The following is a 23,289-nucleotide window of genomic DNA, read 5'->3' as shown; positions in this document are numbered from 1 at the left end:
GACAAGGACATCATGAGCACGCTTCATCACCGCACCCCCTGGCGCCGCCACGCACTCGCCTCGGCCGTCTTCTTCGCGCTGGCCGGCGCCGCGTCGGCCCAGCTCAGCACCGCCACCATCAAGGGCCAGGTGCAGGCCGCGGGCAGCGCGCAACGCGCCGGGCTGACCGTGCTGGCCGTCAACACCGCCAACGGCGCCACCTACCGCGCGCAGACGCAGGCCGACGGCAGCTACACGCTGCTGGGCCTGGCGCCGGGCAGCTACGAGATCCGCGTGGGCGACGCCAGGACCGAGCGCATCACGCTGGCCGTCGGCGAGACGGCGGCCGTGGACCTGCGCGTGGGCGCCGCCGACCAGCTGGGCCGCGTCACCGTTGTCGGCTCGGCGCAGCGCCAGGGCGTGCGCGACTCGCAGATGGGCACCAACGTGTCCAGCAAGATGCTCGAAGGCCTGCCGCAGACCTCGCGCAACTTCCTCAGCGCCATCGACCTCGCGCCCGGCGTCGCCTTCCAGACGGACGGCGCGGGTTACACGTCCATCCAGGCCGGTTCGCAAAGCTTTGACCATGTAAACGTCTTCATCGACGGCGTGGGCCAGAAGAACAACATCCAGCCGGGGGGCGTCAGCGGCCAGGCCACGTCGCGCGGCAACCCGTTCCCGCAGTCGGCCATCGCCGAATACAAGGTCATCACGCAGAACTACAAGGCCGAGTTCGACCAGGTCAGCAGCGCGGCCATCACGGCCATCACCAAGTCGGGTACCAACGAGCTGCACGGCGAGGTCTACGGCGACCGCACCGGCACCAACTGGCGCGCGCTGAACATGGCCGAGCGCCAGCGTGAGGCGGCCGGCGTGCCGCGCCCGCCGTCGAGCAAGAACGAGTACGGCTTCAGCATCGGGGGGCCGATCAAGCGCGACCAGGCGCACTTCTTCTTCGCCTACGACGGCAAGAACATCGACGACTCGCGCCAGATCGTGCTGCGCAACCGCGACAAGCTGCCCAACGCCGGCATCGTGCCGTCGCTGGTCGCCGCGCAGGGCAACCAGGTCGACACCTTCAAGGAGCACCTGCTGTTCGGCAAGGTCGACGTGAACCTCGACGACGAGCAGCGCCTGAGCGTCTCCTTCCGCGTGCGCCGCGAGGAAGACCGCGTCCCCGAAAACCGCGACCTCAGCCTGCCGGGCAACGACAAAGCCCGCAAGAACGACGAGACGCGCTTCGACATCAAGCACGAGTGGGCGCGCGGCCCGTGGCTGAACGAGGCCCGCGCCGGCTACGAGGACTACACCTGGGCGCCGCAGAGCGCCGCCACCACGCCCTTCATCAAGTACAAGGTCGCCAACGATCCTGCGGCGCAGCTGCTGACCTCGGCGGGCGACGTCATCTTCGGTGGCGGTTCGCCCGACGCGCAGCACCGCGCGCAGAAGGGCTTCTCGCTGGCCAACGACCTGACCTACACGGGCATCGCGGGCCACACCCTCAAGATGGGCGCCAAGTTCAAGGCGATGAAGTACCGCCTCAGCGGCACCTACCGCGATGTCGACGTCATCGAGACGCTGATCGACCGCGTGACCGGCAATCCGTATTTCAACGGCACGGCCTGCACGGGCACCAACGTCACCAACGGCGGCCTCAACAGCGACCAGTGCAAGATCGACCGCGCCGTGCCGCGCGGTGCCGTCAACTACAGCAACAACCAGTTCGGCATCTACATCCAGGACGACTGGGCCGTCACCAAGCAGCTGGAACTCAACCTCGGCATCCGCTGGGACTACGAGTCCAACATGCTGAACAACGATTACGTGACGCCCGCCGACCGTGCCGCCGCACTGCGCGGCCTGGACGTGCCGCGCTGGGGCATCACGCCGCCGGCCGGGCAGACGTATGCGCAGTCGCTGGCCAAGGGCGGCGTCAACATCGAGGACTTCATCAGCAGCGGCAACCGCAAGCCTTACAAGGGCGCGTTCGCGCCGCGCGTCGGCGCGTCGTACGACCTGCTCGGCGACCGCATGAGCGTGCTGTTCGGCGGCTGGGGCCGCAGCTACGACCGCACGATGGCCAACTACGCCATCGACGTGCTGCAGAGCAACGCGACGCCGGGCTCGGGCGAGATCCGCCTCATCAGCAACAAGGTCAAGGTGCCGTTCGCCGACCAGTTCAGCGTCGGCCTGCGTCAGGCGCTGGGTGAGTGGAACGCCGAGATCGCGCTGAGCCAGATCCACGCCAAGAACCAGTTCATCCAGTACAGCGGCAACCGCGACGCCAACGGCGGCACGGCCAACCAGAGCCCCATCGACCCGCTGTGGAACGGCCCCACCACCTACGGCAACCTCATCCTCGGTGACTCGGTCGGCGAGACCAAGACGCGCTCGGTGCTCATCAGCGCGGCCAAGCCGTACTCGGCGGCGTCCGGCTGGGCGGCCAACATCGCCTACACCTACAGCGACGCCAAGACCACGCACAAGGAGTGGAAGAACGACCCCTACGACTGGACCTATGGCCGGGGCACGCATGGCTGGAACCGTTCCACCGATGCGCCCAAGCACCGCCTGGTCGTCGCCGGTGTGGCCGACCGGCTGCTGCCGTGGGACCTGCAGCTGTCCGGCAAGGGCACCTGGTCCAGCGGCTCGCCGCGCCGCGTGACCAGCTGCGCCGCCGGCTGGGACAAGTGCATCAACGTCGAGGGCAGCGGCGCCGTGTTCCGCCAGGTCGACCTGGGGCTGGCCAAGGCCATGCAGTGGGGTATCCACCGCGTGAGCCTGCGCATGGACGTCATCAACCTGTTCAACAACACCAGCTACGACGGCCTGGACGACTGGGGTGGCGGCCCGGTGCCGCAGGGTGGCCAGGCGAACAAGTACGGCGGCGACAACCTCAACGTCGGCACGCCCAACAGCGTGAAGGACAACGCCCGTGCGGTGAAACTCACCGCCAGCTACGCGTTCTGACCCTGACCTGAACCGTGGGAGCGCGGCGCCCGCCGCCTCCCACCACCGCTTTCACCATGGACTTCCTGAACCGACGCGCCCTGCTCACGCACGGCACGGGCCTGGCCCTCGCGGGCGCGCTGCCCGCCTGGGCTGCCCCGGCTGACGCCGCGGCCTTCCTCGCCGACCTCGAACGCCGCACCTTCGACTTCTTCTGGGAGACGACCGATGCGAAGACGGGCCTGGCGCCCGACCGCTGGCCCACGCCGTCGTTCGCCAGCATCGCGGCGGTCGGCTTCGCGCTCAGCGCGTACCCCATCGGCGTGGCGCGCGGCTACATCACGCGCCAGCAGGCGCGCGACCGCACGCTGACCACGCTGCGCTTCTTCGCCAACCTGCCGCAGGGCCCCGGCAAGACCGGCGTGGCCGGGCACAAGGGCTTCTTCTATCACTTCCTCGACATGAAGGAAGGCCTGCGCTTTGACCGCTGCGAGCTGTCCACGGTGGACACCGCGCTGCTGCTGATGGGCGCGCTGCATGCGCAGAGCTTCTTCGACGGCGATGCGCCCGAGGAGGCCAGCATCCGCGGCCTTGTCGACGAGTTGTATGGCCGTGTCGACTGGGCCTGGGCGCAGGTGCGCCCGCCTTCCATCGGCCACGGCTGGACGCCCGAGCAGGGCCACATCCCCAACGACTGGAAGGGCTACAACGAAGCCCTGATGGTCTACCTGCTGGCGCTGGGCTCGCCCACGCGGCCGGTCAAGCCCGAGGCCTACGACGCCTGGCTCAGCACCTACGACGCGCACAGCTGGGGCGAGAGCCACGGCCAGACCTTCCTGCGCTTCCCGCCGCTGTTCGGCCACCAGTTCACGCACTGCTGGGTGGACTTCCGCGGCATCCGCGACCGCTACATGGCGGCCAAGGGCCTGGACTACTTCGAGAACTCGCGCCGCGCCACTTACGCGCAGCGGGCCTACGCCGCTGCCAACCCGCACGGCTGGCAGGGTTACAGCGCCGAGGTCTGGGGCGTCACCGCCAGCGACGGCCCGGCCGACATCACGCTGCCTTACAAGACCACCGCCGGCAAGCTCGAGGAGCGCCGCTTCATCAGCTATGCCGGCCGCGGCATGGGCGAGGTGGACGACGGCACGCTGGCGCCGTATGGCGCCGGCAGCTCCATCGCGTTCGCGCCCGAGATCGTCGTGCCCGCGCTGATGGCCATCAAGCAGCGCTACCCGCACACCTGGGGCCGCTACGGCTTCTGGGACGCCTTCAACCCCAGCTTCAACTTCCCAGACGTGAAGCTGCAACACGGTCGCATCGAGCCCGGCAAGGGCTGGGTGGATACCGACATGCTGGGCATCGACCAGGGGCCCCTGTTGGCCATGATGGGCAATCACCGCGGCGAGCTGATCTGGCGCGCGATGCGCAAGAACGCTCACCTGGTGCGCGGCCTGAAGCGCGCGAGTTTCTCGGGCGGCTGGCTGGGCTGATGCAGCGTCGCCGGCTGCTCACCGCTGCGATCGCTGCGCCGCTGGCCGGCTGCGCCCGCGACAGCGGCACCACCACGCTGCGCTTCTGGGCCATGGGGCGGGAGGCCGAGGTCGCGGCCGAGCTGATCGCCGGCTTCGAGCGCGAGCGTCCCGGCGTGCGCGTGAAGGTGGAGCAGCTGCCGTGGACGGCCGCGCACGAGAAGCTGCTGACCGCGTTCGCCGGTGATGCGACGCCCGACCTCGCCCAGGTCGGCAACACCTGGCTGCCCGAGATGCAGGCGCTGGGCGCGCTGGAGCCGCTGGCCCCCTGGATCGCGCGCACGCCGGCGCTGCAGGCGAGCGACTACTTCGACGGCATCTGGGCCACCAACGCGCCGGCCGGCCAGCGCGTGGGCCTGCCCTGGTATGTCGACACGCGGCTGCTGTTCGTGCGCCACGACCTGCTGGCCCGGGCGGGCATTCCGCGCGTGCCGCAGAACTGGAGCGAATGGCGCGCCGCGCTGGCACGCCTTCGCGAGCACGGCATGACCACGCCGCTGCTGCTGCCCACCAACGAGTTCGAGCCGCTGCTGGCGCTGGCGCTGCAGCAGCCCGCCGAGGTGCTGCGCGAGGGCGGGCGCTTCGGCAACTTCTCGTCGGAAGACTTCCGCCGCGCTTTGGGCTTCTACGCCGAGCGCTTCGCGCGCGGTGACGCGCCGGGCCTCACCAACAACCAGGTCGCCAACGTCTGGCAGGAGTTCGGCCGCGGTACGTTCGCGTTCTACATCTCCGGCCCCTGGAACATCGGCGAGTTCAAGCGCCGCCTGCCGCCCGAGCTGGGCGATGCGTGGAGCACCGCCGAGCTGCCCGGGCCCGACGGGCTGGGCGCGTCCATCGCCGGCGGTGCCAGCCTGGCGATGTTCAAGCGCTCGCGCCACAAGCCCGAGGCCTGGGCGCTCATCAGCTACCTGAGCCGGCCCGACGTGCAGCAGCAGTTCTACCGCCTCACCGGCGACCTGCCGCCGCGCCGCAGCACCTGGGCCATGCCGCTGGACGGTGGCGCCACGCTGGCCGAGGACCGTCACGCCGCGGCCTTCCGCCGCCAGCTGGAGCGCGTGCGGCCCACGCCGGCCGTGCCCGAGTGGGAGCGCATCGCCAACGAGATGCAGCTGGCCGCGGCGCGCGTCGTGGGCGGCCGCGACAGCATCGACGTCGCCGTGCGCGGCCTGGATGCGCGCGTGGACGGCATCCTGGAAAAGCGCCGCTGGATGCTGGATCGGGCGTCGTCATGAGACACGGTCGTCGCGAATCCCTCGCCGCCTGGGCCTTCGCCGCCCCGGCCCTCATCGTCATCGCGCTGTTCTTCGGCGTTCCCGTGTTTGCCGGCCTGGCGCTGAGCCTGACCGACTTCGACATCTACGCGCTGTCCTCCTTGAGCAACCTGCGCTGGCAGGGCTGGGACAACTACGTCCACGTGCTGAGCCTGCCGCTGTTCTGGCAGGCACTGGGCAACACCGCCTACTTCGTCGTGCTGGGCGTGCCGCTGTCCATCGCGCTGTCGCTGGCCGCGGCCGTGCTGCTGCAGTCGAAGTTCGTGCGCTTCAAGCCGCTGCTGCGCACGGCGCTGTTCGCGCCCGTCGTCACGACGCTGGTGGCGGTGGCCGTCATCTGGCGTTACCTCTTCCACGTGAAGTACGGCCTCGTGAACTACGCGCTGCAGTCCTTCGGCGTTGACCCCATCGATTGGCTGGGCGACCCGCACTGGTCCATGCCCACCATCATCGGCTTCGCCGCGTGGAAGAACTTCGGCGGCAACATGATCATCTTCATCGCCGCGCTGCAGGCCGTGCCGCACGACCTGTACGAAGCCGCGCGGCTGGACGGCGCGAAGTCGTGGGCGCAGTTCCGCCACATCACGCTGCCCGGCATCGCGCCGACGCTGCTGATGGTCACCATCCTGACGACGGCCGGCTACTTCCAGCTGTTCGCCGAGCCCTACGTGATGACGCAGGGCGGCCCGCTGCAGAGCACGGTCAGCGTGCTGTACCTGATGTACGACGAGGGCTTCAAGTGGTGGAACCTGGGCCTGGCCTCGGCCGTGGCCTTCGTGCTGTTCGTCATCATCGTCGCCGTCAGCAAGGGGTTGATCGCGCTGCAGCGGCGGTGGATGGGGGAGGGCGCATGAAGCGCGTGCTCGTCAATGCGCTGCTGTGGGCGTTTGCGGCGCTGGCGATCTTTCCGCTGGTGTGGATGGTCTGCGTGTCGCTGATGCCGGCGGGCAGCGCCTCCACGCTGCCGCCGCCGTTGCTGCCGCACGAGCCCACGCTGGTGCACTACCGCGCGCTGCTGGGCGACGGCGGGCTGAAGCGCGCCTTCGTCAACAGCCTGGGGCTGGCGGTAGTCAGCACGCTGATGTCGGTGAGCTTCAACACGCTGGCGGGTTACGCGTTCGCCAAGCTGCGTTTCAAGCACCGCGAGCGCGTGTTCGGGCTGCTGATCGCAGCGCTGGTCATCCCGGGTCAGGTGGCCATGCTGCCGCTGTTCCTGATGCTGAAGAGCATGGGGCTGGTGAACACGTGGATGGGCGTGCTGATCCCCGGCATGGCGGGCATCTTCGGCATCTTCCTGGTGCGGCAGTACGCGCGCGGCGTGCCGGATGAGCTGCTGGAAGCCGCACGGCTGGACGGTGCCGGCGAGTGGCGCATCTTCTGGAACATCGTGCTGCCGACGCTGAAGCCGGTGCTGGTCACGCTGGCGGTGTTCGCCTTCCTCGGCAGCTGGAACGACTTCATGTGGCCGTTGATCGTGCTGACCGACGGCGACATGCACACGTTGCCGGTGGCGCTGGCGGCGTTGTCGCGGGAGCATGTGCAGGACAGCGAGCTGATGATGGCCGGCGCGGTCATCACGGTGCTGCCGGTGCTCGCGTTGTTCGTGGCGTTGCAGCGCTATTACATGCAGGGGTTGTTGATGGGGAGTGTGAAGTGAACGTGTGTGCTTCGCGCTGCTTCGGGGCGAACTCCCGGCACCACTCGTCGCAGAAGGCCGCCGCAACGTGAATCATCTCTTCCTCACGCTGCTGCTCGCGGTCACTCAGCTGACGCATGCCGCCGTCCTCGACGACATGAAGGACGCCACACCGTGGAAGGCCACCGCCTCCGACCAGGTAAAAGCGTCCGTCCGCCGTGATGCCAAGGACGACAGCCTCTGCCTCGACTACGACTTCGCCGGCGTCTCCGGCTACGCCGTGCTGCGCCGCGAACTGCCGCTGGACTGGCCCGCCGACTTCGCGCTGACGACCCCGCTCAAGGGCCGCGGTGCCGGCAACGACGTGCAGATCAAGCTCGTCGACGCCAGTGGCGACAACGTCTGGTGGATCAACCGCCCCGCTTTCGACCTGCCCGACACCCTCACCGAGCAGCGCTTCAAGCGCCGCCACGTCACGTTCGCCTGGGGCCCGACGCCGGACCGCACGCTCAAGCGCAGCCAGTTCATCGAGTTCGTCGTTGTCGCCGGCCAGAAAAGCCGCGGCGGCGCCGGCACGCTGTGCGTCGGCGCGCTGGGCCTGGAGCCGCGTGAGCCGGCACCCGCCAGCTGGCCCGCACCCAAGCGCACGCGCGGCGCCGGCGAGGTCACGCTGGACTTCCACACGCTGCGCGAGTTCAACGGCCTGTGGTTTGCCAGCGGCTCGCCCACGCGCGTCGAGGTGTCGGACGACAACCGGCGCTGGAAGCTGCTGTCCGCGCGCCCGGCCCGGGCGCTGTTCCTCGGCGAACAGGAGTGGCGCTGGCTGCGCATCCGCCACGACGGCAAGACGCCGCCCGAGGTCCAGCTGCGCGACGCCGCCCAGTGGCCCGACCGCAATGCCGCCGTCGCCGAACTGGCCAAGGCCCTGCCGCGCGGCGACCTGCCGCGTGCCTTCCTCGGCGAGCAGAACTACTGGACCGTCGTCGGCGTCGACGGCGGCGCCGAGCGCTCGGGCCTCGTCAGCGAAGACGGCGCCATCGAGCTGACGCGGGGCGGCCCCAGCATCGAGCCCGCCGTTCGCCTCGCCGACGGCCGCCTCGTCACCTGGGCCCAGGTGCGCAGCGAGCACCACCTCGTCGAGCATGCGCTGCCCGTCGTGCAATGGCGGCATGCGGACGTGGAGCTGCGCGTCGAGGCCGGCGCCGACGGCCCCGCGAAGGACCCCCAACTGCTGGCCCGCTACACGCTGCGCAACCCGACGGCCCGACCGCAGCAGTACGCGTTGCTGCTCGCGCTGCGGCCCTGGCAGGTCAATCCGCCGCAGCAGTTCCTGTCGACGCCGGGCGGCATCAGCCCGCTGCCGTCGGTCGGTTGGGCCAACGGCAGCCTCACCGCGCCGGGCCTGCGCGTCACGCCGCGCGAGTTGCCCACTGAAGTCCGCGCCGCGCCGTGGAGCGCCGGCGCCGGGCTGGCCGTGCTGCTGCAGGCACCGCCGCTGACGCAGCTCGCCGACACCGACACCTTGCCCTCCGCGCTGATGCGCTTTGACGTGACGCTGGCGCCGGGCGAGTCACGCCGGCTGGGCTGGGTCACGGGCAACGGCGACGCGGCCGCGCTGGATGCCCGCCTGGCGATGGCCGCCGCGCAGTGGCGCGACCGGCTGGGCGCGCTGCAGCTGGACCTGCCGCCCCCGGCCCAGCCGGTGGCCGACACCATGCGCGCCGCGCTCGCGCAGATGCTGATGTCCCGCGAGGGCCCGGCGCTGCGACCGGGCACCCGCGCCTACGCTCGCTCGTGGGTGCGCGATGGCGCCATGATGGTGGCAGGCCTGGTGCGCATGGGCGAGGTGCAGGCGGCGCGGGAGTTCGTCGACTGGTTCGCCGGACACATCTTCGACAGCGGCAAGGTGCCGTGCTGCGTGGACCAGCGCGGCGCCGACCCCGTCGTCGAGAACGACAGCCACGGCCAGTACCTGTTTGCCGTCGCCGAACTGTGGCGGCACACGCAGGACCGCGCGCTGCTGCAGCGCCACTGGCCGCAGGTGCAAAAGGTGGTGGCCTGGATGGAGGCCCTGCGCCAAAGCGAACGCCAGCCGGGCGCCGTTTCCAGGTTCTGGGGCCTGATGCCACCCTCCATCAGCCACGAGGGCTACAGCGACAAGCCGGCCTACTCGTACTGGGACGACTTCTGGGCGCTGCGCGGCTACAAGGACGCCGTGCAGATCGTGCAGGCGCTGGGCGACTCGGCCAACGCCACCCGCTGGGCCGCGTCGCGTGACGAGTTCGAGGCCGACCTCGTCGCCTCCGTCGCCGCCACCGCGCAGCATTTCAAGCTTGACCACATCGCCGGCGCCGCCGACCGGGGCGACTTCGACGCCACGTCCACGACGATGGCGCTGAACCCCGCGCAAGCGGAAGGCCGGCTGCCCCCCGCGCTGCTGCGCGGCACCTTCGACCGCTACGTGGCCGAGGCCGACGCGCGCATCACCGGCGCCAAGGCCTGGAAGGACTACACGCCCTACGAGCTGCGCAACGTCAGCGCGCTGGTGCGGCTGGGCCGCGTGGACGATGCGCACCGGCTGCTGGCGTGGTTCTTCACGCACCAGCGCCCGGCCGGCTGGCGGCAGTGGGCCGAGGTCGTGCTGCCCGACGCGCGCGAGGCCCGCTTCCTCGGCGACATGCCGCATGCGTGGATCTCGTCCGACTACCTGCGCGCCGCGCTGGACCTGCTGGCCTACGAGCGCGAGGCCACCGGCAGCGTCGTGCTCGGCGCGGGCCTGCCCGCCGCCTGGCGCGAGGCCGGCGACATCGGCGTGACCGGCCTGTCCACCGCCTGGGGCCGGCTGGACTACCGCCTCGAACGCCGCGCCGGCGGCTGGACGCTGCACATCGACCGCCGCCCCGACCGCCTGCCCGGTGAACTGCGCCTGGCCTGGCCCGGCGCGGGGCCGTTGCCGCGCGCTAACGTCGCAGGCAGCAGCCTGGCTTGGCAGGGGCGCGAACTGCCGCTGCCAGCCGAGGCCACCACCATCGCACTGGAGACCCTGCCATGACGCTGAACCGCCGCGAGCTGATGAGTGCAACACCCGCCCTCCCGGCACTCGCCGTGCCGCTGCTGGGCGCCTGCGCCGCCATGCCGCCCACCGTGCCCGACGGCCTCGCCGCCGGCGAACAGCGCGCCTGGGAACTGGAAGGGCAGCGCTTCTGGATCTGGCTGCCGCGCGACTACACACGGACGTCGGCGCGCTGGCCGCTGGTGATCTTCCTGCACGGCTCCGGCGAGCGCGGCGCCGACCTGCAGAAGGTCAAGGTCCACGGCCCGCCCAAGCTCGTCGCGCAAGGCCAGGCCTGGCCCGCCATCCTCGTCAGCCCGCAGCTGGAGGACGGCCTGCGCTGGGACCCCGAGCGCCTGCACCGCCTGCTCGTCGCGCTGCAGGCGCGGCTGCACATCGACCCGCGGCGCTGCACCGGCACCGGGCTGTCGCTGGGCGGCTTCGGCATGTGGCACTGGGCCACGGCCTATCCGCGCGACCTGGCGGCCATCGCGCCCGTCTGCGGTTTCGGCGACCCCGCCAAGGTGGCCGCGATGCGTGGCGTGCCGGTGCGGGCCTACCACGGCGACCAGGACGCCGTGGTGAAGCTGGCGCCGCACGTGGCCTGCGTCGACGCGCTGCGCGCGGCCGGCGGCCGGGCCTCGCTGACGATCTATCCCGGTGTGGGCCACGACTCGTGGACACCCGCCTACAACGACCCCGAGCTGCTGCCCTGGCTGTTGGCGCAGAAACAGACATGACCGTCCACCTCCTCCGCAACGCCGCCGGCCTCGAAGCCGAGCTGCTGTCCCATGGCGCGCTGCGCCGGCTGCTGTTCGTGCCGGCGTTGATGCTCAACCTCTTCCCCGGCAACGAGCTGGAAGGCGGGCCCGCCAACATCTGGCTGCGCCGCCGCGAGGCCGGCGGGGACTGGCAGGCGGTGCCGCTGCTGGGGCCGCAGTCGCCGCTGAGCGTGCACGCCGAGACCGGCGCGTTCGAGCTGCGCGGCCACTGGCAGGGGCTGGCGCTGCGGCTGCAGCTGCGGCTGGCGGCCGACGAGCCGACGCTGTTCTGGCACCTGCAGGCCGACCACCACGGCGCCGCGGCCTGCGAGCTGGCCGCCGTGCTGGTGCAGGACGTGGGCCTGGCCGACTACGGCGCGGTGCGCACCAACGAGTTCTACGTCAGCCACTACATCGACCTGCAGCCGCTGTACGACGCCACGCACGGCGTGCTGCTGGCGGCGCGCCAGAACCAGGCGCAGCAGGGCCGCCACCCCTGGCTGCTGGCCGGCTCGCTGCGCCGGGCCGAGAGCTTCGCGACCGACGCGGCCCAGCTCTGGGGCCACGCCGCGCGCGAGGGCCTCGCGCCGCCCGCCATCGCCGCCGGGCTGCCCGGCTGCCGGCTGCAGCAGGAGCATGCGGTCATCGCGTTGCAGGATGAGGCCGTCCTGCTCGCGCCGGGCGGCCAGCTGGCGGCCGGCTTCTTCCTGGCGCTGCAGGCCCACCATCCCGACGCCAGCAGTGATGCCGACCTGGCCCGTCTGCCTGCGCTGCGCGCGCTGCCGCAGGCCCGCATCGGCGCGCCGGTGGACGCGCCGGGCCAGCCGCCCGCGGCCAGCCTGTTCGTCACCGCGCCGGCACTCGCCACGCGCGAGGTGGACCTCGCCCCCTTCGGCGAGCGCCGCCACGAGGAATGGCGCGACGGCCAGCTGCTGAGCTTCTTTGCCGGCGAGTCCGGCCACGTCGTGCTGCGCGCCAAGGAGCTGCGCGTGCAGCGCCCGCACGGCCACATCCTGCGCAGCGGCCACCACCTCGTGCCCGACGAGGGCGCGCTGACGTCCACTTGCTGGATGGGCGGCGTGTTCCATTCCATGCTGACGCAGGGCCACGTCAGCATCAACCGCCTGCTGTCCACGCAGCGCAGCCTGCTGGGGCTGTTCCGCACGGCCGGCCTGCGCGTGTTCGTCGCGTCGCCGGCGGGCGATGACTGGCAGCTGCTGGGCCTGCCGTCCGCATTCGAGATGCAGCCGCAGCGCTGCCGCTGGCTCTATGCCCACGCCGACGGCCTCATCGAGGTCGTCGCCGAGGCCGGGGCCGCGCCCGACACGGTGGGCTTCGCGCTGAACGTGTTGCAGGGCGGCCCGCTGCGGGTGCGCGCCAGCCTCAACCTGGCGCTGGGCGGCGACGATGGCGCCGCGCCGCCGAAGCCCGGCTGGTTGCACAGCGGCGACTCGCTGCGCATCACGCCGCCGGCCGGCGGTCTGGCCGAGCGCTTCCCGGGCGGCGCGCTCGTCATCGACGCACCGGGCCTGGCCATCGTCGGCGACGACGGCCGGCTGTATGGCGACGGCGTCAGCCGTGGCGAGCCGCTGCTGGTGCTGGACTTCGCGCCCGCTACCGCCGTCGCGATGACGCTGCGCGGCGAGCTGCTGCAGGCCACGCCGCCCGCGCCCCAGCCGCTGGCGCTGCCGCAATGGCAGCACCCGGCACTGGCCCAGCTGCGCGACATCCTGCCCTGGTACGCCCACAACGCGCTGGTGCACTACCTGTCGCCGCGCGGGCTGGAGCAGTACTCGGGCGGTGGCTGGGGCACGCGCGACGTCTGCCAGGGGCCGCTGGAGATGCTGCTCGCCCTGGGCCACACGGCGCCGGTGCGCGACCTGCTGCTGCGCACCTTTGCCGCGCAGAACCCCGATGGCGACTGGCCGCAGTGGTTCATGTTCTTCGAGCGCGAGGCCGGCATCCGCGCCGGCGACTCGCACGGCGACATCGTCTTCTGGCCGCTGCTGGCGCTGGCGCAGTACCTCATCGCGTCGGGCGATGCCGGCGTGCTGGCCGAGGTGCTGCCTTTCCACGATTCGCACGGCGGCGAACCCGCCACGCTGGCCGCCCACGTCGCGCAGGCGCTGGCGCTGATCCGCCGGCGTGTGGTGCCCGGCACGGGCCTGGCGGCCTACTGGCATGGCGACTGGAACGACTCGCTGCAGCCCGCCGACCCGGCGCTGCGCGACCGCCTGTGCAGCGCCTGGACCGTCACGCTGCATCACCAGACGCTGCACACGCTGGCCACCGCCTTCGGCCGCCTCGGGCGCGCCGACGAAGCGGCGCAGCTCGTCGCCGAGGCCGCCGGCGTGCGCGCCGAGTTCCAGCGCCTGCTGGTGCAGGACGACGTCGTGACCGGCTACGCGCTGTTCCCGGAGGATGGCGAGCGCGAGCTGTGGATCCACCCGCGCGACACCCGCACGGGGCTGCGCTACAGCCTGCTGCCGATGATGCACGCGGTGCTGGACGGCCTGCTCACGCCGGCCCAGGCACAGCGCCAGGCCGCGTTGATCGAGCAGCACCTGAAGGGCCCCGACGGCGCCCGGCTGTTCGACGCGCCGCTGCCGTACCGCGGCGGTCCGTCGCGCTTCTTCCAGCGCGCCGAGACCAGCACCTTCTTCGGCCGCGAAATCGGCATCATGTACATGCACGCCCACCTGCGCTACGCGCAGATGCTGGCGCACCTGGGGCAGGCCGACGCCTTCCTGCAGGCGTTGATGCTGGCCCATCCCATCGCGCTGGCCGAGCGCGTGCCCAGCGCCAGCGCGCGGCAGGCCAACTGCTACTACTCCAGCTCCGACGCCGCCTTCCCCGACCGCTACGAGGCCCAGGCCCACTACGGGCGCGCGCTGGCCGGCGAGGTGGCGCTGGACGGCGGCTGGCGCATCTACTCCAGCGGCCCGGGCATCGCGCTGGGCCTGGTCATCGGCTCGCTGCTGGGGCTGCGGCTGGAGAGCGATGCGCTGGTCGTCGACCCCGTCATGCCGGCGCAGCTGGACGGGCTGCGCGTGCAGATCACGCTGGCAGGTGTGGCGCTGTCGCTGCACTACCGGGTGGGGCCGCGCGGACACGGCGTGCAGCGCGTGCTGGACGAGCACGGCCACGAGCTGCCCGGCCTGCGCCGGGCCCACCCCTACCGGCTGGGGGCGCTGGCGCTCAGCCGCCCGCCGGCCGGCCAGCCGCTGCGCTGGACCGTCGAGCTCGGCTGAGCCCCAGCAGCGCCAGGCCGCCAGCCAGCCACAGCGCCGCGCTGCCGGGCTCCGGCACGGCCAGCAGGCTCTGGAAGCCCACCACGGCGCTGGCCGTGATGTCGCGGCCGTCGGCGTCCAGCGCCTGCAGGCCGGTCATCACGAAAGTGCTGGCGTAGTCGGCCGCCACCTCGTTGCCGGTCAGCACGGTGCCGAACGACAGGTTGGCGAACGTCCAGGCCGGCGCGTACACGTGCGCCAGCAGCTGCAGGTCCAGCATCAGCACCGGGTTGGCGGGGTTGTCGAAGAAGTCGCGCCCCAGCGTCAGCCGCACCTCGGTGCCGCCGCCGGCCTGCGTCAGTTCGGCAAAGCCCAGGCTGGCTTCGGGCATGGCGGTGACGAGGGTGTTGACCTCGGGCGCCGACAGGCCCGAGCGCAGCTGCCGCGACACCGTGACGGCGCCACGGGCAAAGGGCGCGAAGCTGCCGAACACGCCGTCCGAGGTGAAGCGCCCCGGCGCCACCGCGACCGCATAGCTCGTGTCGGCCTGCCAGACATGGCCCGCCTCGAACGCGCTGCCCAGCCGCAGTTCGCCGGACAGGTGGAAGCTCAGCGTCAGCTGCGCCGGCATCACGCTGCCGAGCACCAGGTAATCGGTGTAGCGCGCAAAGCCCTGGCCCTGCAGCGTCGGCACGGGGTCGCGCCAGTCGTGCGGCGTGCCGCCGGCGCGGGACATCACCTCCACCTGCGCGATGCTGGCCGCGCCGAGCCTGGCCAGTGCGTAGCTGCCCGGGTCCTGCGGGTTGAACTGGCTGGGGCGCTCGAAGTAGGCCGTGCTGGACAGCGTGGCGCTGCCGCCCGCCGGCACGGCGCACAACTGCGCCAGGGTCCGGCCCAGCGGCGTCGTGGCCGGTGTGGCGGCGCAGCCGGGCAGGTCGGTGGCGGCGTCCCCCGGCCACTGGCTGCGGGCCACCGTGTCGAGCGCGCCGGCGGCGGGCTGTGCCGTGGCCGCGGTGGCCGCCAGCAGCGTGGCGGCGAGCCAGGGCGTGAGCGGGTGTGTGCGCATGGGAGTCTCCTGTCGACGAGCGGTGCCCGCCATGCTCGGCGCGCGGCCGCGGCGCCGGGGGCCCGGCGTCACCCGTACGGGTGAAGCCCGTCCCGGGGACGCGGGACGGGCCTCCACAATGCAGCCATGTCGACGCCCCCGCTGCGCACCGCCCTGGTCGAGGACGAAGCCGCCTTCCGCGGCGCGCTGGCCTCGGCCGTCATGCAGGCCGACGGCTTCGAGCTGGTGGGCACCGCGGCCGACCTGCCCGACGGCCTGCAGCTGCTGCGCCGCGCGCGGCCCGAGTTGCTGCTGGTGGACCTGCAGCTGCCGTCAGGCAGCGGGCTGCGCCTCATCGAGGCCGCCGCGGCCGAGCTGCCCGGCACGGAGGTCGTCGTCGTGACGACGCTGGGCGACGAGGACAGCGTGCTGGCCGCGCTGACGGCCGGCGCCGTGGGCTACCTGCTCAAGCAGGGCCAGCCGCATCGCCTCGTCGAGCAGCTGCAGAGCCTGCGCGAAGGCGGCGCGCCGCTGAGCCCGGTGCTGGCGCGGCAGCTGATGCGCCGCCTGACGCCGCCGCAGGTCGCGACGCCGGCGGCCCATGACGTGAGCCTGTCGGAGCGCGAGGCGCAGATCCTTGACGCCGTCGCGCGCGGCTACCGGTACGACGAGATCGCCGGCCAGCTGGGCATCAGCCTCAACACCGTGTCCACGCACGTCAAGCGCTGCTACCGCAAGCTGCAGGCGCATTCCAAGACGCAGGCGCTGGCGCAGGCCCGCCGGCTGGGCCTGATCGGCTGATCAGCCCGACGGCAGCCGCCACGCCACGGCCGTGCCCGGGCCGTCGACGGCCCAGCGCGGCGGCGCCGGCGAATGCCAGCTCACGGCGCCGCCCAGCCGTTCGGCGCGCTGCATGACGCTGCGTCGGCCCTGGCCCGACGGCGCGCCGTCGCCCATGCCGGCGCCGTCGTCCACCAGCCAGACCGTCACCGCCCCGGCGTCCGCCTCGGTGGCGACGATGAGGCGGTGCGCGCCGCCGTGGCGCAGCGCGTTGGCGGTGAGCTCCTGCAACCCGCGCACCAGCTCCAGCGCGCCGCCGCCCGCCAGGCAGGGCAGGTGCGGCGCATGCGCCACGCGCCAGTCCATCTCGCAGCCGGCGCTGCGCAGCACCGGCTCGATGCGCTGGCGCCAGCTGCCCAGCAAGACCCCCAGGTCGCCGTCGCCCTGGGCCAGCGTGTCGACCGACAGGCGCATCTCCAGCAGGCATTCGTCCAGCGCCTCGCCCAGCGCGGCGGCGTCCAGCTCCGGCGCGCGCAGGCGCACGCTCAGCAGCCGCGCGCCCAGGCCGTCGTGCAGGTCCTGCAGCAGCCGGCGGCGCTGCTCGCTGGCGGCGCGCGCCATCTCGGCCTGGGCTTGCGCCGCGAAGGCCGCGGCCAGCTCGCGGCGGCGCTGGTCCAGCTCCAGGCTGAGGCGCTCGCGCAGCTGGCGCTCGCGCCGCGCGCCGTCGTTGAAATGGCGTTGCAGCAGCAGCGCCACCCAGGCCACCCAGCCGGCGTGGGCCAGCGCGTTGGCGTCCACCACCGGGCGGTCCAGCACCAGCGCGCACAGGCTCACCCAGGCCCAAGTGCCGGCCGAGAAGCCCACCAGCAGCGCCGTGCCCCAGGTGGCCGGCGTGGCGCGCTCGCGCAGCGCCCGCAATGCCAGGTGCCAGGCCAGGCCGAACAGCAGCGCGCGCGAGCCCAGCGCCCACCAGGGCCAGGGCTGGTCGAAGCGGCTCCACGGCCAGCCCAGCCCCGCGGCGAGCAGGTCCAGCGGCAGGCCCACCAGGGCCACGGCCCACAGCAGCCGGCGCACCCCGGGCGTCCAGGCCTGCGCCAGGCGAGCGCAGATGGCCACCAGCAGCAGCTTGGCGCCCAGGTCGGCGGCGTCCAGCAGCATGCGCCACCACGGCGACGGCAGCGGCTGGTCGGGCAGCACGTAGGGGCTGAGCAGCAGCGCCAGCAGCGCCACGTGCAGCGCGCTGAGCGCGTAGAGGGGCTCGTCGCGCCGCGTGCGCGCCACCAGCGCCAGGAAGGCCGCCACCAGCACGCCGCCCAGCGCCGTCGCGGCCCGCAGCAGCTGCCAGTGGCGGCGGCCGCTGTCCAGCGCCTGCACCGCATCGGGCGGGCCCAGCAGCGGCGCTTCGAGCCCGGCGCCGCTGGGCCCCGGCGCGGCCAGGCGCAGCTGCAGCACCTGGGCGGCCGGCTGGCGGTGCAGGCCCGGCAGCAGCTCCAGCACCCAGCGCTGGTGGCCCAGCACGAAGCGCTCGCCGGTGCCCGCCGCGTCGCCCGGGCCGGCGGCCAGCGGCACGCCGTCCAGGTAGGCCGTCAAGCCCGGGCGATAGGTCAGCGCCAGGCTCTCGGGCCGGTCACTCGCGGTGGGCAGCGGCAGGGCCAGCCACAGCGCCGAGGCCTCGGTGGCGGCGCGGCTCAGCGGCAGCCGGCGCAGCGGCGCGCTGGCCAGCCCGGCCGGTGGCGTGGCGGCGTCGGACACCAGCACCCGCGCCTCGCGCAGCACGCGCACGCCCAGGCGGGCCGGGTCGGGCGGCTGCACGGCCTGCACGGCGAACACGGCCAGCAGCGGCAGCAGCACCGCGGCCAGCAGCGTCAACCAGAGGCGGGCGGCGCGCATCGGCGGCTAGGTCATCCGCATCGGGATGGTGACGGGGCCGTCGTTGACGAGGTGCACCTGCATGTCGGCGCCGAACTCGCCGCTGGCGACGACCGGGTGCTGGCGGCGCGCGACCGCCAGCGTGTGCTCGTACAGCCGCCGGCCCAGCTCGGCCGGCGCCGCGCCGGTGAAGCTGGGGCGGTTGCCGCCCGAGGTGTCGGCGGCCAGCGTGAACTGGCTGACGATAAGCAGCCCGCCGCCCACGTCCTGCAGGCTGCGGTTCATCTTGCCGGCTTCGTCACTGAAGACGCGCAGCTTCAGCACCTTGGAAACCAGCTTCTCGGCCGTGGCCTCGCTGTCCGTCGGCTCGGCGCAGACCAGCATCAGGAAGCCCTGGCCGATGGCGCCGATCACTACGCCCCCCACTTCCACGCGCGCCTCGCGCACCCGTTGCAACACTGCGATCACGTCGGTCCCTCCGCGCCGGCATTGTCGCTAGCATGCGCGCGTCACCCCGCCCGGCTGGGAGCCCGCGTGCTCAAGATCCTCGTCAAGTTCTGGCTGCTGCGCTTCGCGCAGGTCTTCGTGCTCGCGGGCGCCGCGCTGGGCCTCGTGGAATGGCTGCAGCGGGGCACGGCCGGTTTCGGCTGGGGCTCCGTGCTGGGCTGGGCGGCGCTGGCGGCGCTGCTGACGGCGTCGGTGTCGGCGCACTGGGCCTGGAAGCGCCAGTGCAAGCTGGTGTTCAAGGACCCGGCCTGAGCCGCGCGTTCCTAGAATGGCCTGAATTCCTCCCGGAGCCCCGCATGAGTACCCCCCACACCACCAGCGTCGCCCACATCGCGCCGCGCGAGAAGGCTGAGATCCTGTCCCAGGCGCTGCCCTACATCCGCAAGTTCCACGGCAAGACCATCGTCATCAAGTACGGCGGCAACGCGATGACCGACCCCGAGCTGCAGCAGGACTTCGCCGAGGACGTCGTGCTGCTCAAGCTCGTCGGCCTGAACCCGGTGGTCGTGCACGGCGGCGGCCCGCAGATCGAGGACGCGCTGAACAAGCTGGGCAAGAAGGGCCACTTCATCCAGGGCATGCGCGTGACGGACGCCGAGACGATGAGCGTCGTCGAATGGGTGCTCGCCGGCGAGGTGCAGCAGGACATCGTGGGCCTCATCAACGCCGCTGGCGGCAAGGCCGTGGGCCTGACGGGCCGCGACGGCGGCATGATCCGCGCCAGGCAGCTGAAGATGCTGGACAAGGACGACCCGGCCAAGGAGCACGACATCGGCCAGGTCGGCGACATCGTCTCCATCGACCCCTCCGTCGTGAAGGCGCTGCAGGACGACCAGTTCATCCCCGTCGTCAGCCCCATCGGCTTCGGCGAGAAGAACGAGAGCTACAACATCAACGCCGACGTCGTCGCCGCCAAGCTGGCCACCGTGTTGCAGGCCGAGAAGCTGCTGATGCTGACCAACATCCGCGGCGTGCTGGACAAGCAGGGCGAGCTGCTGACCGAGCTGACGCCCCGGCGCATCGACGAACTGGTGGCCGACGGCACGATCAGCGGCGGCATGATCCCCAAGATCGCCGGCGCCATCGACGCGGCCAAGAGCGGCGTCAATGCCGTGCACATCATCGACGGCCGCGTGCCGCACGCGATGCTGCTGGAAGTGCTGACGGACCAGGCCTACGGCACCATGATCAGCTCGCGGTGATGTCCCGAGTCTGGCTGTTCGACCTCGACGACACGCTGCACAACGCGTCGCACCGCGCGTTCCGGGAGCTGAACGCGTCGATGTCCGCCTACATGGTCACCTACCTGGGCCTGACCGAGGAGGACGCGGCCACGCTGCGCAACCGCTACTGGCAGCGCTATGGCGCCACGCTGACGGGCCTGCAGCGCCACCACGGCGTGAAGCCGGCGCACTTCCTGCACGAGACGCACAAGCTCCCCGGGCTGGAGGCGCACCTGCACGGCCACGCCCACGACCTGGCCGCGCTGCGGCGCCTGCCCGGGCGCAAGCTGCTGATGACCAATGCGCCGCGCGCCTATGCCGAGCGCGTGCTGGCCGCCATCGGGCTGACGGGCGTCTTCGAGCAGCTGATCTGCGTGGAAGACATGCAGCTGTTCGGCCATTCCCGCCCCAAGCCCGATGCGCGCATGTTCCGCGTCGTGATGGCGCGGCTGAAGCTGCGGCCCGAGCAGTGCGTCCTCGTCGAGGACACGCTGATCCACCAGAAAACCGCCCGTGGCCTGGGGATGAAGACGGTCTGGATGCAGCGCTGGGCGCGGCTGGCCGCCGACGGCCGGCGCCTGCAGCACCGCCCGGTCTATGTCAGCCGGCGCGTGCGCTCGCTGGCCGCGCTGGCGCGTTCCCCCCACTTCTGAAGGAAGGCTTGCGTGACCTGGGGTTATCCTGGCCGCGACAATACGTCTTTCGCGCCTTTGAATATCTGAAGAGTCAATGACCCCGTTCTCGGTCCTTATCGTCGAAGACCAGGCCCGCTTCCGGGAGGCCTTCACCCACGCGCTGGGCAGCGTGCCCGACATCGAGCTGCTGGGCATCGCGCCCGACCTGCCGCAGGGCCGGCGCATGTTCGACCAGCTCCAGCCCGACGTGCTGCTGGTGGACCTGGACCTGCCCGGCGGCAGCGGCATCGAGCTGATCCGCCACGCCGCGCAGACGCGGCCGCAGTGCGAGGTCATGGTGATCTCGGTGTTCGGCGACGAGCAGCACGTGGTGGCCAGCATCGAGGCCGGCGCCACCGGCTACCTGCTCAAGGACAGCCTGGCGCTGGACCTGCCCGGCCAGCTGCGCTCCCTGCGCGCGGGTGGCAGCCCCATCAGCCCCGTCATCGCGCGCCGGCTGCTGGTGCGCCTGGCGCCCGGGGCGCAGGCGTCCACCGGCCCGTCGCCCGAGGCCATGGCCGCGGCGATGGCTGACGAGGAGGTCGTCGCGCTGTCCGAGCAGGAGTCGCGCGTGCTGCACCTGGCGGCCAAGGGCTTCACGTTCGACGAGATCGCGCAGTTCATGCAGGTCTCGCCGCACACCGTCATGACCTACGTGAAGCGCGTCTACCGCAAGCTGCACGTGCGCTCCAAGGTCGAGGCGATCTACGAAGCGCGCCGGCTGGGCTGGCTCAGGGACTAGCATCCCGGCCATGGACGCCGACCAGCCCGCAGCTTCATCTCCCGCTTCCCCCGCCACCAAGAAGCGACCCAAGCCCGGCGAGCGGCGCACGCAGATCCTGCAGGTGCTGGCCGGCATGCTGGAGCAGCCCGGCGCCGACCGCATCACGACCGCCGCGCTGGCCGCCAGGCTGGACGTCAGTGAAGCCGCGCTGTACCGCCACTTCGCCAGCAAGGCGCAGATGTTCGAGGCGCTCATCGACTTCATCGAGAGCAGCGTGTTCGGGCTGGTCCACCAGGTCGTCGACGTACCCCAGCCCATGCCGGGCCAGGCGGCGCGCATCGCGGCGCTGATCCTGCAGTTCGGCGAGAAGAACCCCGGCATGGCCCGCGTCATGGTGGGCGACGCGCTGGTCTACGAGAACGAGCGGCTGACGACGCGCATCAACCAGTTCTTCGACCGCATCGAGTCGTCGCTGCGCCAGGTGCTGCGCGCGGCGGCCGAGGCGCAGGGGTCGCTGACGCCCACCGTGCAGGCCAATGCGCAGGCGTCGGTGTGGGTGAGCTTCATCATCGGGCGGCTGCACCGCTACGCCCGCTCGGGCTTCAAGCGGCTGCCGACCGAGCAGCTGGACGCGGCCCTGAAGGCCATCGGCTGACGGCTCGCCTCCTACACTGGCGGCATGTCTGCCGCTCTTGAATCCCTGCTGGCCCGCGCCGAGGGCCTGCTGGCCCGGCTCGAAGCCGTGCTGCCCCACGCCGCTACGCCGCCCGACTGGGCCGCGTCCCCCGCCTTCCGCGCCCGTCGCCGTCACGGCGCGCTGTGCCTGGAGCCGGTGCGCGCGATCAGCCGCATCGCGCTGTCCGACCTGAAGGAGGTGGAGCCGCAGAAGGAGCGCCTGCTGCGCAACACGGCCCAGTTCGTCGCCGGCCGCCCGGCCAACAACGTGCTGCTGACGGGCGCCAAGGGCACGGGAAAAAGCTCGCTGATCAAGGCCGTGCTGAACGAGTTCTCGGGCCAGGGCCTGCGCCTCATCGAGGTGGACAAGGCCGACCTCGTCGACCTGCCGGACCTGGTCGACCAGGTCGCCGGCCGCCCGGAGCGCTTCGTCGTTTTCTGCGACGACTTGAGCTTCGACGAAGGCGAGCCCAGCTACAAGGCGCTGAAGAGCGTGCTCGACGGCTCGGTGGCCGCGGCCGGCGACAACGTGCTGATCTACGCCACCAGCAACCGCCGCCACCTGCTGCCCGAGAAGATGGCCGACAACCTCGGCGGCACGCGCGGCGAGCATGGCGAGATCCATCCCGGCGAGGCCGTGGAGGAGAAGATCTCGCTGTCCGAGCGCTTCGGGCTGTGGATCAGCTTCTACCCGTTCAGCCAGGCGGAGTACCTGACCATCGTCGCGCAGTGGCTGCGCCACTTCGGCCTGGACGACGCAGCCATCGACGCGGCGCGCCAGGAGGCGCTGATCTGGGCGCTGGAGCGCGGCTCGCGCTCGGGCCGCGTGGCCTTCCAGTTCGCGCGTGACCGCGCCGGCCGCGGGGCCGTTGGCCATGCCGAGCCCGCGCAACGCATCCGCGACTACGGCCAGGCACCGGAAGGGCTGGACCATGTCTGACGCCGAACGCGTGCCGGTGGAAGTGGCCGTGGGCGTGCTCGTCGAGCGCGACGCGGCCGGCCGGGAAGGCCGCTTCCTGCTGACCTCCCGCCCCGAGGGCAAGGTCTACGCCGGCTACTGGGAATTCCCGGGCGGCAAGGTCGAGGCGGGCGAGAGCGTCGAGCAGGCGCTGGCCCGCGAGCTGCGCGAGGAGATCGGCATCCAGATCGGTGCCGCCCACCCGTGGCAGGTGCTGGTCATGGACTACCCCCACGCCCGCGTGCGGCTGAACTTCTGCAAGGTCTACGACTGGATCGGCGACTTCCAGATGCTCGAGGGCCAGCAGATGGCTTGGGGCCAGCTGCCGGTGCAGGTCCAGCCCGTGCTGCCGGGCACCATCCCCGTGCTGCAGTGGTTTGCCGCCGAGCGCGGCCATGCCGGCGCGACTCACCTAGACTGAAGC

At 72.0% G+C, this 23,289-nt stretch carries 19 protein-coding genes; 16 read left to right on the top strand and 3 right to left on the bottom strand.

The window, feature by feature from the left end:
* Positions 1 to 12 precede the first annotated feature (12 nt).
* The 8 genes from AC1Q7O_RS21390 to AC1Q7O_RS21355 all read left to right on the top strand — a co-directional run bounded on the left by AC1Q7O_RS21390 (position 13) and on the right by AC1Q7O_RS21355 (position 14,431).
* Positions 13 to 2,949: a TonB-dependent receptor domain-containing protein gene (locus AC1Q7O_RS21390; RefSeq protein WP_492660455.1), complete on the top strand. Its 2,937-nt coding sequence runs from the start codon at positions 13 to 15 to the stop codon at positions 2,947 to 2,949.
* A gap of 56 nt (positions 2,950 to 3,005) precedes the next feature.
* On the top strand, positions 3,006 to 4,421 hold the full coding sequence (locus tag AC1Q7O_RS21385) for a glucoamylase family protein (RefSeq protein WP_492660454.1): 1,416 nt from the start codon (positions 3,006 to 3,008) through the stop codon (positions 4,419 to 4,421).
* Positions 4,421 to 5,692 (top strand): sugar ABC transporter substrate-binding protein, encoded by a 1,272-nt coding sequence (locus AC1Q7O_RS21380; protein ID WP_492660453.1) that lies wholly within the window; start codon positions 4,421 to 4,423, stop codon positions 5,690 to 5,692. Before AC1Q7O_RS21385 ends, AC1Q7O_RS21380 begins: the two co-directional genes overlap by 1 nt.
* Positions 5,689 to 6,585, top strand: a complete 897-nt coding sequence (locus AC1Q7O_RS21375) for a carbohydrate ABC transporter permease (protein WP_492660452.1) — start codon at positions 5,689 to 5,691, stop codon at positions 6,583 to 6,585. Before AC1Q7O_RS21380 ends, AC1Q7O_RS21375 begins: the two co-directional genes overlap by 4 nt.
* Entirely contained in the window at positions 6,582 to 7,388 is an 807-nt protein-coding gene (locus AC1Q7O_RS21370; RefSeq protein WP_492660451.1) for a carbohydrate ABC transporter permease, read from the top strand. The genes AC1Q7O_RS21375 and AC1Q7O_RS21370 overlap by 4 nt, the downstream gene beginning before the upstream one ends.
* A 67-nt stretch (positions 7,389 to 7,455) precedes the next feature.
* Positions 7,456 to 10,419, top strand: coding sequence for a glucosidase family protein (locus AC1Q7O_RS21365; protein WP_492660450.1), 2,964 nt, complete (start codon positions 7,456 to 7,458; stop codon positions 10,417 to 10,419).
* Entirely contained in the window at positions 10,416 to 11,159 is a 744-nt protein-coding gene (locus AC1Q7O_RS21360) for a carboxylesterase family protein (protein WP_492660449.1), read from the top strand. Before AC1Q7O_RS21365 ends, AC1Q7O_RS21360 begins: the two co-directional genes overlap by 4 nt.
* Positions 11,156 to 14,431 (top strand): hypothetical protein, encoded by a 3,276-nt coding sequence (locus tag AC1Q7O_RS21355; protein ID WP_492660448.1) that lies wholly within the window; start codon positions 11,156 to 11,158, stop codon positions 14,429 to 14,431. The genes AC1Q7O_RS21360 and AC1Q7O_RS21355 overlap by 4 nt, the downstream gene beginning before the upstream one ends.
* On the opposite strand, the gene AC1Q7O_RS21350 is transcribed toward AC1Q7O_RS21355, so the two are convergent.
* Positions 14,379 to 15,476: a hypothetical protein gene (locus tag AC1Q7O_RS21350; protein WP_492660447.1), complete on the bottom strand. Its 1,098-nt coding sequence runs from the start codon at positions 15,474 to 15,476 to the stop codon at positions 14,379 to 14,381. The two genes, AC1Q7O_RS21355 and AC1Q7O_RS21350, sit on opposite strands and share 53 nt — an antisense overlap.
* A 126-nt stretch (positions 15,477 to 15,602) precedes the next feature.
* On the opposite strand from AC1Q7O_RS21350, the gene AC1Q7O_RS21345 reads away from it, so the two are divergent.
* Positions 15,603 to 16,256: a response regulator gene (locus AC1Q7O_RS21345; protein WP_492660446.1), complete on the top strand. Its 654-nt coding sequence runs from the start codon at positions 15,603 to 15,605 to the stop codon at positions 16,254 to 16,256.
* On the opposite strand, the gene AC1Q7O_RS21340 is transcribed toward AC1Q7O_RS21345, so the two are convergent.
* Positions 16,257 to 18,125, bottom strand: a complete 1,869-nt coding sequence (locus AC1Q7O_RS21340) for a sensor histidine kinase (protein ID WP_492660445.1) — start codon at positions 18,123 to 18,125, stop codon at positions 16,257 to 16,259. It lies immediately after the preceding gene.
* Between the two features lie 6 nt (positions 18,126 to 18,131).
* A complete protein-coding gene (dtd, locus tag AC1Q7O_RS21335) occupies positions 18,132 to 18,572 on the bottom strand; it encodes a D-aminoacyl-tRNA deacylase (RefSeq protein WP_492660444.1) in 441 nt (146 codons plus the stop codon).
* Between the two features lie 66 nt (positions 18,573 to 18,638).
* Between dtd and AC1Q7O_RS21330 the strand changes: the two genes are divergently transcribed.
* The 7 genes from AC1Q7O_RS21330 to AC1Q7O_RS21300 all read left to right on the top strand — a co-directional run bounded on the left by AC1Q7O_RS21330 (position 18,639) and on the right by AC1Q7O_RS21300 (position 23,286).
* The gene (locus tag AC1Q7O_RS21330) at positions 18,639 to 18,863 is read left to right on the top strand and encodes a hypothetical protein (protein ID WP_492660443.1); all 225 of its coding nucleotides are present in this window, start codon (positions 18,639 to 18,641) and stop codon (positions 18,861 to 18,863) included.
* A gap of 44 nt (positions 18,864 to 18,907) precedes the next feature.
* On the top strand, positions 18,908 to 19,813 hold the full coding sequence (gene argB, locus AC1Q7O_RS21325) for an acetylglutamate kinase (RefSeq protein WP_492660442.1): 906 nt from the start codon (positions 18,908 to 18,910) through the stop codon (positions 19,811 to 19,813).
* Complete coding sequence (locus AC1Q7O_RS21320) at positions 19,813 to 20,487, top strand: pyrimidine 5'-nucleotidase (protein WP_492660441.1); 675 nt, start codon at positions 19,813 to 19,815, stop codon at positions 20,485 to 20,487. Before argB ends, AC1Q7O_RS21320 begins: the two co-directional genes overlap by 1 nt.
* Positions 20,488 to 20,563: 76 nt before the next feature.
* Positions 20,564 to 21,250, top strand: coding sequence for a response regulator (locus tag AC1Q7O_RS21315; RefSeq protein ID WP_492660440.1), 687 nt, complete (start codon positions 20,564 to 20,566; stop codon positions 21,248 to 21,250).
* A gap of 10 nt (positions 21,251 to 21,260) precedes the next feature.
* Positions 21,261 to 21,887, top strand: coding sequence for a nucleoid occlusion factor SlmA (gene slmA / locus AC1Q7O_RS21310; protein WP_492660439.1), 627 nt, complete (start codon positions 21,261 to 21,263; stop codon positions 21,885 to 21,887).
* A 24-nt stretch (positions 21,888 to 21,911) separates the two neighbouring features.
* Positions 21,912 to 22,847, top strand: coding sequence for an ATP-binding protein (locus tag AC1Q7O_RS21305; RefSeq protein WP_492660438.1), 936 nt, complete (start codon positions 21,912 to 21,914; stop codon positions 22,845 to 22,847).
* On the top strand, positions 22,840 to 23,286 hold the full coding sequence (locus AC1Q7O_RS21300) for an NUDIX domain-containing protein (protein WP_492660437.1): 447 nt from the start codon (positions 22,840 to 22,842) through the stop codon (positions 23,284 to 23,286). Before AC1Q7O_RS21305 ends, AC1Q7O_RS21300 begins: the two co-directional genes overlap by 8 nt.
* The last annotated feature ends 3 nt before the right edge of the window (positions 23,287 to 23,289 follow it).

It is taken from the genome of Roseateles sp. GW823-FHT07B05 (genome assembly GCF_058794515.1).
This window is presented reverse-complemented; position numbering and strand designations above follow the sequence as displayed.

Bases quoted from the DNA above. Each gene is read 5' to 3' on its own strand.
- AC1Q7O_RS21355 (WP_492660448.1), top strand. From the start codon at position 11,156: ATGACCGTCCACCTCCTCCGCAACGCCGCCGGCCTCGAAGCCGAGCTG.
- AC1Q7O_RS21375 (WP_492660452.1), top strand. From the start codon at position 5,689: ATGAGACACGGTCGTCGCGAATCCCTCGCCGCCTGGGCCTTCGCCGCC.
- AC1Q7O_RS21380 (WP_492660453.1), top strand. From the start codon at position 4,421: ATGCAGCGTCGCCGGCTGCTCACCGCTGCGATCGCTGCGCCGCTGGCC.
- AC1Q7O_RS21320 (WP_492660441.1), top strand. From the start codon at position 19,813: ATGTCCCGAGTCTGGCTGTTCGACCTCGACGACACGCTGCACAACGCG.
- argB (WP_492660442.1), top strand. From the start codon at position 18,908: ATGAGTACCCCCCACACCACCAGCGTCGCCCACATCGCGCCGCGCGAG.
- AC1Q7O_RS21385 (WP_492660454.1), top strand. From the start codon at position 3,006: ATGGACTTCCTGAACCGACGCGCCCTGCTCACGCACGGCACGGGCCTG.
- AC1Q7O_RS21315 (WP_492660440.1), top strand. From the start codon at position 20,564: ATGACCCCGTTCTCGGTCCTTATCGTCGAAGACCAGGCCCGCTTCCGG.
- slmA (WP_492660439.1), top strand. From the start codon at position 21,261: ATGGACGCCGACCAGCCCGCAGCTTCATCTCCCGCTTCCCCCGCCACC.
- AC1Q7O_RS21360 (WP_492660449.1), top strand. From the start codon at position 10,416: ATGACGCTGAACCGCCGCGAGCTGATGAGTGCAACACCCGCCCTCCCG.
- AC1Q7O_RS21390 (WP_492660455.1), top strand. From the start codon at position 13: ATGAGCACGCTTCATCACCGCACCCCCTGGCGCCGCCACGCACTCGCC.
- AC1Q7O_RS21300 (WP_492660437.1), top strand. From the start codon at position 22,840: ATGTCTGACGCCGAACGCGTGCCGGTGGAAGTGGCCGTGGGCGTGCTC.
- AC1Q7O_RS21350 (WP_492660447.1), bottom strand. From the start codon at position 15,476: ATGCGCACACACCCGCTCACGCCCTGGCTCGCCGCCACGCTGCTGGCG.
- AC1Q7O_RS21340 (WP_492660445.1), bottom strand. From the start codon at position 18,125: ATGCGCGCCGCCCGCCTCTGGTTGACGCTGCTGGCCGCGGTGCTGCTG.
- AC1Q7O_RS21305 (WP_492660438.1), top strand. From the start codon at position 21,912: ATGTCTGCCGCTCTTGAATCCCTGCTGGCCCGCGCCGAGGGCCTGCTG.
- AC1Q7O_RS21345 (WP_492660446.1), top strand. From the start codon at position 15,603: ATGTCGACGCCCCCGCTGCGCACCGCCCTGGTCGAGGACGAAGCCGCC.
- AC1Q7O_RS21370 (WP_492660451.1), top strand. From the start codon at position 6,582: ATGAAGCGCGTGCTCGTCAATGCGCTGCTGTGGGCGTTTGCGGCGCTG.